This is a genomic window from Arsenicicoccus bolidensis DSM 15745 (assembly GCF_000426385.1).
Taxonomy (GTDB): Bacteria; Actinomycetota; Actinomycetes; order Actinomycetales; family Dermatophilaceae; genus Arsenicicoccus; species Arsenicicoccus bolidensis.
On sequence record NZ_AUFG01000064.1, the window covers coordinates 1 to 11,920 of the forward strand.

An 11,920-nucleotide genomic window follows, 5' to 3' on the forward strand; every position below is an offset into this window, starting at 1 on the left:
CATTCGACCAAGACCGCTTACCCGTCGGAGTCCGACCCGGCATCCCATCACCCTCCTCGCCCAGAAACTGTCCAAGACGAGGCTGGCAGCCAACGTGCGAACCCAGGTCGATGTGACTACCTGAGGGAGGTCACTCGACGACGACGATCAGGTCCCCGCCCTCGACGGCCTGCGTCGCCCCGATCGCGAGCCGCGACACCCGACCGGCGACCGGCGTGGTGATGGCGGCCTCCATCTTCATCGCCTCGATCGTGGCGACCTGCGCGCCGGCCGCGACCTCGTCGCCCTCGCCGACCGCCAGGGTCACGACCCCCGCGAACGGCGCCGGCACGTGCCCCGGACGGGTCGTGTCGGCACGCTCGGCGGCCGCGACGTTGGACTTCACGGACTCGTCGCGCACCTCGATCGTGCGCATCTGGCCGTTGATGGTGACCATGACGTTGCGCATGCCGCGGGCGTCCGCGTCGCCGATCGCCGTGAGGCCGAGGAGCAGGGTCTTGCCCTTGTCCATCTGCACCTCGTGCTCCTCGCCGACCGCCAGGCCGTGCAGGAACTCGCGCGTGTTGAGCACCGACAGGTCGCTGAACGTGTCGCGTGCCGCCACGAACTCCTTGGTGGGCCCGGGGAAGAGCAGGCGGTTGAGCGTCATCCGAGGCTCGTCGGCGAGGGCCTGCTCGTCCTCGCCGGACAGCTCGGTCTCGACGGGCTTGGTCCGCCGGCCCTCGAGGGCCTTGGTGCGGAACGGCTCGGGCCAGCCGCCGGGCGGGGTGCCGAGGTCGCCGTTGAGGAAGCCGATGACCGAGTCGGGTATGTCGAACTTCTGCGGGTCCGCCTCGAACGCCGCCGGGTCCGCGCCCGCACCCACGAGCGCGAGCGCGAGGTCGCCCACGACCTTGGACGACGGGGTGACCTTGACGATGTTGCCGAGGATCCCGTTGGCGGCGGCGTACATGTCCTCGATGGCCTCGAACCGGTCGCCGAGCCCGAGCGCGATCGCCTGCTGGCGCAGGTTGGACAGCTGCCCGCCGGGGATCTCGTGGGTGTAGACGCGACCGGTCGGGCCGGCGAGCCCGGACTCGAACGGACCGTAGAGCCGGCGGATGGCCTCCCAGTAGGGCTCGAGGTCCATGACGGCGTCGAGGTCGAGCCCGGTGGCCCGGTCGGTGCCGTCGGTGGCCGCGACCAGCGCGGACATCGAGACCTGGGAGGTGGTGCCGGCCATCGAGGCCGCCGCCACGTCCACCGCGTCGACGCCGGCGTCGATCGCCGCGACGAGCGTGGCGAGCTGACCGCCGGCGGTGTCGTGGGTGTGCAGGTGCACCGGCAGGTCGAAGCGCTCGCGCAGCGCCCGCACGAGCTGGGCGGCGGCCGGCGCGCGCAGCAGACCCGCCATGTCCTTGATCGCCAGCACGTGGGCGCCGGCCTCGACCAGCTGCTCGGCGAGGCGCAGGTAGTAGTCGAGGGTGTAGAGCTGCTCGCCCGGCGAGAGCATGTTGCCGGTGTAGCAGAGCGCGGCCTCGGCGACGGCGTGGTCGGTCTCGCGCACGGCCTCGATCGCGGGGCGCATCTGGTCGACGTTGTTGAGGGCGTCGAAGATGCGGAACACGTCGACGCCCGTGCGGGCCGCCTCGGCCACGAAGGCGTTGGTCACCGACAGCGGGTAGGGGGTGTAGCCCACCGTGTTGCGCCCGCGCAGCAGCATCTGGATGGGGAGGTTGGGCATCGCCTCGTGCAGCTTGGCCAGCCGCTCCCAGGGGTCCTCGAGCAGGAAGCGCAGCGCCACGTCGTAGGTCGCGCCGCCCCACGCCTCCACCGAGAGCAGCTGCGGCAGCATGTGCGCGACGTAGGGCCCGACGTGCAGCATGTCCCGCGTCCGGACGCGGGTCGCGAGCAGCGACTGGTGGGCGTCGCGGAAGGTCGTGTCGGTGACGGCGACGGAGGTGCGCTCGCGCAGGGCTCGGGCCCAGCCCTCGGGGCCGAGGTCGAGCAGCTGCTGGCGCGAGCCGGCGGGCGGCTCGGCGCGCAGCACGTCCTCGGGCAGGTGCGGGAGCTTCTCGCGGGCGGAGCGCTCGGTGCGCTGGGGGCCGTGGGGCTGGTTGACGGTGATGCCCGCGAGGTAGGTCAGCAGCTTGGTGCCGCGGTCGGCGGGCATGCGGTTGTCGAACAGCGAGGGCCGCTCCTCGATAAAGCTCGTCGTGATGCGCCCCGCGATGAAGTCGGGGTCGCTGATGAGCGACTCGAGGAAGGTGATGTTGGTGGAGATGCCGCGGATGCGGAACTCCTGCAGCGCCCGCTGGGCCCGCTGCACGGCGGTCGCGAAGTCGCGCCCGCGACAGGTGAGCTTGACCAGCATGGAGTCGAAGTGCGCGCCCACCTCGGCGCCGTCGAACACCGTGCCGCCGTCGAGGCGGACGCCCGCGCCGCCGGGGGAGCGGTAGACCATGATGCGGCCGGTGTCGGGGCGGAAGCCGTTGGACGGGTCCTCGGTCGTGATGCGGCACTGCAGCGCCGCGCCGCGCAGCCGGACCGAGTCCTGGGCGAGGCCCAGCTCGGCGAGCGTCTCGCCGGCGGCGATACGCAGCTGGCTGGACACGAGGTCGACGTCGGTGACCTCCTCGGTGACGGTGTGCTCGACCTGGATGCGGGGGTTCATCTCGATGAAGACGTAGCGCCCGTCCGGTCCGAGGAGAAACTCGACGGTCCCGGCGTTGACGTAGCCGATCTGGCGCGCGAACCGCACCGCGTCCGCGCACATCCGGTCCCGCAGCTCGGGGTCGAGGTTGGGGGCGGGGGCGACCTCGACGACCTTCTGGTGGCGACGCTGCACCGAGCAGTCCCGCTCGAACAGGTGGATCGTCTCGCCGGTCGCGTCGGCCAGGATCTGCACCTCGATGTGGCGCGGGGAGACGACGGCCTCCTCGAGGTACATCCGGTCGTCGCCGAACGCGCTGCCCGCCTCGCGCTGCGCCTCCACGATCGCGGCCTCGAGCGCGTCGGGGGAGTCGACCTTGCGCATGCCGCGTCCGCCGCCGCCGCTCACGGCCTTAACGAACAGCGGGAACCCGATCTCCTCGGAGGCCGCCACGAGGGTGGCGACGTCGTTGCTGGGCTCGCTGTCGTGCAGGATCGGCAGCCCGGCCTCCTCGGCGGCCTTGATGGCGCGGGCCTTGTTGCCGGTGAGCTCGAGCACGGTGTGCGCGGGCCCGACGAACGTGATGCCCTCCTCCTCGCAGCGCTGAGCGAGGTCGGGGTTCTCCGACAGGAAGCCGTAGCCGGGGTAGATCGCGTCGGCTCCAGCCTCCTTGGCCGCCTTGACGATGCCCTTGACGTCGAGGTAGGCCCGGACCGGGTGCCCTTCCTCGCCGATCTGGTAGGCCTCGTCGGCCTTGAGGCGGTACTCCGCCTTGCGGTCCTCGTAGGGGAACACGGCCACGGTCGTGATGCCGAGCTCGGTGGCGGCGCGGAACGCCCGGACGGCGATCTCACCACGGTTGGCGACGAGGACCTTGCGGAACATGGGGTGCTCCCTCGGGGAGTGGCTGGACAGGCAGCCGGCCGGGCGGGCCGGCCGACTCTGCGGCCAGCCTAGGGAGCGGGGGTCGGCCCGTCCTGGTCAGTCCGTATGACGGGAGCGATTGCCCGTCGTGCGCTGCGGCGACGGGCGACGGGCGACGCGCGATGGCCGGGGACAGGAGGGGCATCGCCCGACGCGCGGGCGATGCCACTCCGTGACGCACCCGCCTACCAGGTGTGGGCGACGTCCACCACCAGGCGTTGCCTGGTCGCGTCCTTGACGACGAACGCCCGCATGGGCAGCCGCGCCCGGGTCCCCACGCCGAAGGTGGTCTGCCCCTCGAAGGATCCGCCGAAGGCGATCTGGCGGAAGGTGCTGAAGCCGGAGACGCGGACGGCCTCGAGGCGGTTGGCCGGCCGATAGGTCGGGCGCCCCTCGGGGGTGTAGGCGGGCGCCTGCACCGTGACGACGAGGTCCGCTGCCCCCCGCAGCGGGATCGTGTCGCCCTTGGCGATGTCCGTGAACCGGGACCGGTAGCCGACGTGGTAGCCGACGGTGCGGGTCGAGGCCGGTCCGAGGTCGACGACCAGGCGGTCGAAGCAGGCGTGCCGGCCGGCCCGGGCGCCGAGGACGCGGACGTCGGCGGTGCTGGTGGAGGCCTCGTCCAGCGACCCCCACGTCGTGGCGCAGGCCGAGCGGGTGGTGGGTGCCGCGGTCGCGGGACCGGTGGTGAGGACGGCCAGGCTGGTGGCCGCCGTCAGGACGGCAGCCGCGGCTGCCGCACCCGACGTCAGGTGATGGGTGGTTCTCATGTCTACGTCCCCCATGGATGCAGGTCGCCCGCCGCGAGGTCGCGGGCACGGGCGGCGCCGGCCGGGGCGTTGCGCCGACCGACGGCGAGGGAGGCCGGGGCGTGCTGCCGGGCCTCGGGTGGCGCCAGGGCAGGCAAGCCGGTGTGGCCGGGGGAGACGAGGCGTCGGTCTCGGCCGCCGAGGCGGCCGGTGGGTTGCAGGCACCCGTCGCGTGGCGACGGGTCTACTCCAGGATAGGTCCCAGGGCGTCTCAGGGGAAGGCCTGCAGCCGGTAGGTTCGGGTGGTGACGATCGACGCCGACCGCTACCTCGCCGGGAGCCCGGACCGGGTCGAGCTGCAGCGACGCACCGTGCGGACGCTGGCCGTCACCAACGCCGTCGGCGGGGTCGGCGTCACGACCGGGATCACGGTCGCCTCGCTGCTGGCCGCGGACGTCTCCGGGCGCGAGGAGCTCGCCGGCCTCAGCCAGACCGCGCAGGTGGCGGGGACCGCGGTGGCGGCATACCTGCTGTCCCGCGTGATGACCCGGCGGGGCCGTCGGGTCGGGCTGTCGATCGGCTATCTCGTGGGCGCCACCGGTGCGCTGCTGTGCGTGCTGGCCGGGGTGATCCGCAGCTTCCCGCTCCTGCTGGTGGCGGCGGCGCTGTTCGGCGCAGCCAGCGCGTCCAACTCCCAGTCTCGCTTTGCGGCAACGGATCTGGCCAGCGACCAGCATCGCGGTCGGGACCTGTCGACGGTCGTGTGGGCCACCACGATCGGTGCGGTGCTCGGCCCCAACCTGGCCGACGTCGGCGGGACGCTCGCGACGCGGCTGGGCCTGCCGGCGCTCACCGGAGCGTTCCTGATCACGGCGGTGGCGCTGGGCGTCACCATCGGGCTGCTCTCCCTGTGGCTGCGCCCCGACCCGCTCGCCGTGGCCCGCGCGGTCGCCGACCACGAGGAGCGCGCCGCGGCGGCGGCCGGGGCGACGCGGGTGGAGGTGCCCTCGGCCTGGCGCGTCGTGCGGACCCACCACACGGTCGGCGCGTGCGTCGTGGCGATCGCCCTCGCCCACACGGTCATGGTGTCGGTGATGATCATGACGCCGATCCACATGCGCCACGGCGACGCCAGCATCCGGCTCATCGGGCTGACGATCAGCGGCCACATCCTCGGCATGTACGCCTTCTCCCCCCTCGTCGGTCGCCTCGTGGACCGGTGGGGTGGCTGGCGGGTCGTGCTCGCCGGCGCGGTGATCGAGGGCGCGTCGATCGTGGCCGCCGCGACCACCCACGAAGGCGCGTCCTGGCTGCTCTCGGCCGCGTTGTTCGGCCTCGGGCTCGGCTGGTCGTTCGCGCTGATCGGGGCGTCGTCCGCGCTGGTGGGCGCCACCCCGCTGGGCGCCCGGGCGCCGGTCCAGGGACTCGCCGACCTGGTCATGGGGCTGACCGCCGCCGTGGGCGGCGCCCTGGCCGGGGTGATCGTCGGCTGGCTGGGCTACCCCGCGCTCGCGCTGTCCTGCCTGCCCGCCGCGGCGGTCGTGGGTGGGTGCGGGCTGCTCGTGCGGCGGGCCGCGCGATAGGTTCGTCATGGAGCCATAGCAGGTCAGCGTCGATCCCCGTTGTCAGCAGGAGAGTCCGTATGCCGGAAGAAGCCCCGACCACCGCCACGCCGCGCCCCGGGCACACCGACGAAGTCCTCTACGAGCGCCGTGGGGCGCTGGGCCGGATCCTGCTCAACCGGCCCCGGGCCATCAACTCCCTCACCACCTCGATGGTCGACTCGCTGCTGGCGCAGCTGCACGACTGGGGTGGGGACGACGAGGTCGCCAGCGTCAGCATCGAGGGCGTCGGACCCAAGGGGCTGTGCGCCGGCGGCGACATGCGCGCCGCGCGCGAGGCGACCCTCGAGGGACGTGACGATGCCGTCGTGTTCTGGGACCACGAGTACCAGGTCAACGCCGCCATCGCCACGTACCCCAAGCCCTACGTGGCGTTCATGGACGGCATCGTGATGGGCGGAGGAGTGGGCGTCTCCGCGCACGGCTCCCTGCGCCTCGCCACCGAGCGCACGCGACTGGCCATGCCCGAGACCGCGATCGGCTTCTTCCCCGACGTCGCCGGCTGCTGGTGGCTCGCCAAGGCGCCGGGCGAGCTGGGCCCCTACCTCGCCATGAGCGGAGCGTCCATGACCGGGGCGGACGCTGTGGCAACGGGATTCGCGGACGCGCTGATCCCCTCCGACGAGATCCCCTCTCTGCTCGACAGACTCGCGGACGGGGAGCGGCTCGACCCGTCCGTCGGTGACGTCGACCCGACGAGCCCCCTTGTCGCGCAACGCGGCTGGATCGACGAGTGCTTCGCCGGCGACGACCCAGCGGTGATCCTGGGGCGGCTCGAGGCGCATGGCAGCGAGGAGGCCAGGCAGTGCGCCTCCGACATACGGACCAAGTCCCCGCTGTCCGTCGCCGTCGCGCTGGAGGCGGTGCGCCGGGCCGCCCGCATGCGCAGCATCAAGGAGGTGCTGCAGCAGGACCGGGTCCTCGGCCGGCACTTCTGGGAGCGGTCGGACATGCCCGAGGGGGTGCGCGTGGTGCTCGTCGACAAGGGCAAAGGGGCGCCGCCGCAGTGGCTCTGGGACCGTGTCGAGGACGTACCCCACGACGTCGTGCAGGGCATGTTCGTCCGCTGAGGGCGCTAGGGTGACCACGTGATCCGGACGGTATAGAGGCGCCAGCACCACCCACCCTCGTCGGTGGGTGGATCGCCGTGCCCTCTGCCCTGGCCGCACCGCGGCCCCACCCATCGGAGTCACCCATGTCCGGCACCGCCGTTGCCGGGAGCTATCGCACCCTCCTCGCTGATCCCGTCGTCGCGCGCACCTTCGTGCTCGCCCTGGTCGGTCGACTCGGGTATGCCGTGCTCCCGCTCACCTTCTTGTTCACCGTCCGCCAGTCCACCGACAGCTTCGCCACCGCGGCCGCCGCCATGGCGGTCTTCGGCTCGACGACCCTCGTCATGCCGGTGCAGGCCCGCCTCGCCGACCGGCACGGCCAGCGCGTCGTGCTCACCTGCGTCGCAGCGGGATTCGTGCTCGTCCTCGGCGCCGCGGCACTCGTCGCCCGCGGGTCTGGGGGCGCCCCTGCGGCAGCGTGGCTGGCGATCTCGGTCCTGCTCGGCCTCACGGCGCCGGCCCTCGGGCCCTCGATGCGGGCGCAGTGGCGCTGGTTCGTGCCCGAGGGGCCGGCGCGGGTCAAGGCCTACTCGCTCGACGCTGTCTGCGAGGAGACGCTCTATCTCGTCGGCCCCGTCGTGGCCGCCGCCGTGCTCGCCCGCGGACCCGCCTGGCACGGGCTCGTGCTCGTCGCCGGGCTCATCGCGGTCGGGGCGGCCGGCCTCGTGAGCTCCCCGGCCGCGACCGTCACCGCGGCCGCGGCGGATCTGGACGATCCGAAAGTCCTCGCCGGGCCGGGTGCTTCGCCCGCACCCAGCGACGCACCCCGACCCAGCGACGCACCGGCGTCTGGAGGCGCCGCGGCGCCAGGACGGCGGGGTTCACCCCTCGGACTCGCCGGGATGCGGCGGCTGCTCGCCCTCATGGCGGGCTTCGGGTGCGCGAGCGCGTTGATGTACACCGGGGTCGCCGCCCGCGCCGACGCCGCCGGGCACCCGGGCTGGGCGGGCTACGTCGAGGCAGCCGTGGCCGCCGCCTCCGTGATCGGCGGCCTCGCGTGGGGCGCCCGACGGCACCGGCGTGCCTGGCCGGCGCAGCTCGCGGGAACCCTTGCCCTGCTGGGGATCTCGCTGTGCGTGGCGTCGGCGATGACGTCGTGGTGGTTGCTTGGCGTCGTCCTCGTCGGGGCGGGCCTGGCGGTGTCGCCTAGCTACACCGTGGCCTTCGTGGCGGCCGATGTCGAGACGCCGCCCCACCTGCGCACCGAGGCGAGCACGTGGGTGAGCACCATCACCAACCTCGGCTCGTCCGGCGGCACCGCCCTGGCCGGCGTGGTGGTCGGGGCCTGGGGCGCGGGTGCGCCACTCGCCGTGGCCGGAGTCGTGGCCCTGGTGGCTGCCGCAGCGGCCGGCAGCCTGGCCGCGACCGCCTCCCGCAGCTAGCCCACGCGACAAGAGTGCTGTCTGCCCGCACCTTTGTGCGCTCGCAGCTCACAGACTGCCGGTTTCCAGCCCGGAATCCGTGCGTTCGTGAGCTGCGAGCGTACAAACCTCCGCCTCAGCGCGGGATCGGGTCAGCCGATGGCGGTGACGGGGCCGGTGCCGACGTCGTGGCCGCGGTACATGCCGGGGGAGTTGAACGCCAGCACCACCTCACCCGCCGGGGTCACCGCGATCAGCCCGCCATCGGCGCCACGCGCACCCACGAGCTCGTCGATGGTCTCGCGCACCGCCGTCGCGAGGTCCTGCCCACCCCAGCGCAGCCGCGCGTGGATCTCGTGCGCCACCGCTCCGCGGACGAACAGCTCGCCCTGACCCGTGCACGACACCGCGACCGTCGCGTCGTCCGCCCAGGTCCCGCACCCCACGAGCGGGGTGTCGCCGACCCGGCCGGGGAGCTGCGCGGTGATCCCGCCCGTCGAGGTCGCGGCCGCGACCCGCCCCGACCGGTCCCGCGCGACCGCACCGACCGTTCCGTGCTTGTACTCCAGGAAGGACGACGTCTCCTCCAGCATGCGGCGACGGGCCTCGGTGACGTAGTAGTCCGGCGACACCACCTCGAGACCCCACTGCTCCAGCAACGCGGCAGCGGGGGCTGCCATCAGCACGTGGTCGGTCTGCTCCATGACGGCGCGCGCGGCCATGACGGGGTTGCGGGGGCCGTTCGCGCAGGTCACGGCCCCGGAGCGGGAGTCTCCGGTCATCACGCAGGCGTCGAGCTCGGCGGTGCCCTCGACCGTCAGGGCGGCACCACGACCGGCGTTGAAGCACTCGCTGTCCTCCAGCACCCGCACGCTGGCGCACACCGCGTCAAGCGCAGCCCCGCCCTCGTCGAGCACGGCGCGGCCTGCGGCGACGGCGGCGGACAGCGCAGCCGCCGCGGCCGCGGCCTGCTCGGGCGACAGTGAGGCGGGGTCGACGCCCGCCCCGCCGTGGATCGCGACGGCCGGGCCCTCGCCGGCCGGCAGGTGGGTGAGCTGGACAGGAGGCTGCGGCGTCATACGGCCATTGTCGTATGACGACCCCGCCGCCATGCTCCTGGACGGGGCACTGGCCGGGACCGGACGTCGGGGCGGGCCCACGAGGGCGACCATCTACTCCCGCCTCGAAACGCAGATCGAGGAGCCCCGCACCCGCCTGACGGCGCTCGTCGACACGGGGATGTCGCTCACCGCCCTTCGCGCTGCGGCTCGCCGGGGGCGCCTCGAGGCGACCCAGCGCAGCGACGGACAGTGGCTCTCCACGCGCAGAGCCGTGGAGCAGTACATGGAGTCCCGACCCCGCTCGGGGTGACGCGGGAATCGCGGTGGAGCGCCGCGCGTTGCGACAGGTAGACTCCACGTCTGACCTGGGCCCCGTGCGCAGGTCGTTGATTGACAAGTCCACAGCGTGACGTGCCCGCCCCTCACCGGGACCCCCTTGGGGGTGATCGGTTTCGACGTTGGTCGATCTGTCAGGGGAAGCGGGCCGAGGATGCTGAGTTATCTCGTTAACGCCCTCAGCAAACCAATAGGTGCCAATTCCAAGCGCACCGACTTCGCCCTCGCCGCCTGAGCGAGTCCGAAGTCTGTCAGCCTAGGTGTGATCTCGGCCTAGGGTCTGGCATCAGCTAGAGATCTTGCTGCACGCCGGTGTCGGGACGGCGTGCGGGACTCCTTCTCGACTGGGCCTGTCAGGGGACGTGTGCGTGCGAGCCCTGAGGCCGAGAAAATCCTTAGCGCACTGCGCCCGGAGAAGCCCTGGTGCGTCGTCAGCGGACGCGGGTTCGATTCCCGCCACCTCCACCAGATCGGGCACGTCACGCCGTGGACCTGCAGCACAAGGCCCCCTCGCCTCCACCAGGAGACCGAGGGGGCCTTGTCGTCATACGGGCTCGTATGCCGGAAGGGCTCAGACGGAGGGGATGTCCGCGGGGCCGCTGCCGGGGGTGGCGCTCTGACCGGCGGCACCGGGCTGACCCGGCTGCTGGGCGAGCTGCGCCTCGGCTGCGGCGACCTGCTGGGCGTACTCCCGCTTGACCGTCTCCATGTCGAGCGACTTGATCTGGGTGATCAGGTCCTCGAGGGCGTTGGCCGGCAGGGCGCCGGGCTGCATCAACAGCGGCACGCCCTCGCGGAAGGCCATGATCGTGGGGATCGAGGTGATCTGGAGCATCACGGCGAGGCCCTGCTCCGCCTCGGTGTCGATCTTGCCGAAGACGACGTCCTCGTGCTTGTCCGAGGAGGCCTCGAAGACCGGGGCGAACTGCTTGCAGGGGCCGCACCAGTCGGCCCAGAAGTCGTAGAGGACGATGTCGTTGTCCTGGATGGTCGACTCGAAGGTCGCTTCCGTGATCTGACGGGTGCTCATGGGCCGTGCAACGAGCGACGTCCGGCGTGCATTCCCCGGACGGGCGCCGAGATCACTAGCCTGGCGCCTCATGGACCGCCCTCGTCGCACCCGACCCGTGCTGCTGATCGCCTTCGCGCTGGCGGTGGTGGTGCAGCTGGTCGGCCTCTACTGGCCCAGCCCGCCGGCGGCCGTGTCGGCGCTCGCGGGGTGGGACAAGATCACGCACGCGCTGATGTTCGGCCTGCCGGTGCTCGCCGGCCTGGCTGGCGGCCTGTCGCGGGTGCCTCTGGTGCTGGTCAGCGTCGCGCACGCGCCCGTCTCGGAGTGGCTGCAGGGGTCCGTCCTGCCCCACCGCTCCGCGGACTGGCGCGATGTGCTGGCCGACCTGGCGGGCATCGTCGTCGCGGTGGCCCTGTGGTCGGTCATCGGCGGACAGGACCGGGCACGGTCGGGCGCACGGTCGGGCACCTGATAGACTGGCGTCAGCAGTCTCGCTTGTGCGGCTCGCGTCAACCGGTCCCCGGACCACCTCGACGTGGCCGTGGCGCACCGTCCGGATGGACAGGGCCCCAGCTAGGTCTGGCTAAGCCACAGGGGTGACCAACCCCCGAGATTTTCTTGGCCGCTCAGCAGGAGCGGCCCACGAGAAGCGAGACGCAGCCGGCGGCAGCAAGCCGACCGGCCCGACCGGGCTCCCAGCAGCGGAGCCTGAGGCTCGCCTTCATCGTTGCCCTCGCCAGGTGGCTCGAAGCGTGCCTATCGACCATCCAGCTAGGAAGCTCATGTCCCCTCAGTCCTCTGCCGGCGCGCCCAAGAAGGCCCGCTGGAGCACCTCCAAGAAGCTCGAGGCCCGTCGCGGCCCGAGCAAGCCTCACCGCGGCCAGGGCCCCACCGGCGGCCACGACGAGCGTCGCCCCTACAACCGCGACGAGCGGTCGTATGCCGAGCGCGGCCCCCGCAGCGAGTCCCGCGACGAGCGCGGCCCCCGTCGCGAGTTCACCCGTGACGAGCGCCCGGAGCGCCGCCCCTTCAACCGGGACGAGCGGCCGCAGCGTGGCGGTTTCAACCGCGACGACCGCGGTGACCGTGGTCCGCGTCGTGAGTTCAACCG

Annotated in this window: 9 protein-coding genes, 1 other RNA gene and 1 pseudogene; 7 read left to right on the top strand and 4 right to left on the bottom strand. The window is 72.7% G+C overall.

Annotation, left to right across the window (positions count from 1 at the left end):
* Positions 1 to 130: 130 nt before the first annotated feature.
* Positions 131 to 3,517, bottom strand: a complete 3,387-nt coding sequence (locus K313_RS0118700; protein ID WP_029212909.1) for a pyruvate carboxylase — start codon at positions 3,515 to 3,517, stop codon at positions 131 to 133.
* A 224-nt stretch (positions 3,518 to 3,741) separates the two neighbouring features.
* The gene (locus K313_RS0118705; protein WP_029212910.1) at positions 3,742 to 4,326 is read right to left on the bottom strand and encodes an AMIN-like domain-containing (lipo)protein; all 585 of its coding nucleotides are present in this window, start codon (positions 4,324 to 4,326) and stop codon (positions 3,742 to 3,744) included.
* A 284-nt stretch (positions 4,327 to 4,610) separates the two neighbouring features.
* On the opposite strand from K313_RS0118705, the gene K313_RS0118715 reads away from it, so the two are divergent.
* The 3 genes from K313_RS0118715 (at position 4,611) to K313_RS0118725 (ending at position 8,421) form a co-directional block, all read left to right on the top strand.
* Positions 4,611 to 5,888: an MFS transporter gene (locus K313_RS0118715; RefSeq protein ID WP_029212912.1), complete on the top strand. Its 1,278-nt coding sequence runs from the start codon at positions 4,611 to 4,613 to the stop codon at positions 5,886 to 5,888.
* Positions 5,889 to 5,947: 59 nt separating this feature from the next.
* A complete protein-coding gene (locus tag K313_RS0118720; protein WP_029212913.1) occupies positions 5,948 to 6,997 on the top strand; it encodes a 3-hydroxyisobutyryl-CoA hydrolase in 1,050 nt (349 codons plus the stop codon).
* Between the two features lie 125 nt (positions 6,998 to 7,122).
* Positions 7,123 to 8,421 carry an MFS transporter gene (locus tag K313_RS0118725; RefSeq protein ID WP_029212914.1) on the top strand — a complete coding sequence of 433 codons (1,299 nt, stop codon included), beginning with the start codon at positions 7,123 to 7,125 and terminating at the stop codon, positions 8,419 to 8,421.
* Positions 8,422 to 8,552: 131 nt separating this feature from the next.
* On the opposite strand, the gene K313_RS0118730 is transcribed toward K313_RS0118725, so the two are convergent.
* Positions 8,553 to 9,479: an isoaspartyl peptidase/L-asparaginase family protein gene (locus tag K313_RS0118730; protein ID WP_029212915.1), complete on the bottom strand. Its 927-nt coding sequence runs from the start codon at positions 9,477 to 9,479 to the stop codon at positions 8,553 to 8,555.
* Positions 9,480 to 9,486: 7 nt separating this feature from the next.
* On the opposite strand from K313_RS0118730, the gene K313_RS0118735 reads away from it, so the two are divergent.
* Together K313_RS0118735 and ssrA are read left to right on the top strand one after the other, a co-directional pair.
* Positions 9,487 to 9,771 (top strand): hypothetical protein, encoded by a 285-nt coding sequence (locus K313_RS0118735; RefSeq protein ID WP_156911471.1) that lies wholly within the window; start codon positions 9,487 to 9,489, stop codon positions 9,769 to 9,771.
* Positions 9,772 to 9,899: 128 nt separating this feature from the next.
* Positions 9,900 to 10,265, top strand: a transfer-messenger RNA (tmRNA) gene (ssrA, locus tag K313_RS23270).
* A 103-nt stretch (positions 10,266 to 10,368) separates the two neighbouring features.
* Here ssrA and trxA read toward each other — a convergent pair.
* Positions 10,369 to 10,827, bottom strand: coding sequence for a thioredoxin (trxA, locus tag K313_RS0118740; RefSeq protein WP_029212917.1), 459 nt, complete (start codon positions 10,825 to 10,827; stop codon positions 10,369 to 10,371).
* 70 nt (positions 10,828 to 10,897) lie between these two features.
* On the opposite strand from trxA, the gene K313_RS0118745 reads away from it, so the two are divergent.
* A complete protein-coding gene (locus K313_RS0118745) occupies positions 10,898 to 11,281 on the top strand; it encodes a VanZ family protein (RefSeq protein WP_156911472.1) in 384 nt (127 codons plus the stop codon).
* Between the two features lie 310 nt (positions 11,282 to 11,591).
* Positions 11,592 to 11,920 (top strand): annotated as a pseudogene (locus K313_RS21780) (DEAD/DEAH box helicase); the annotation flags it as partial.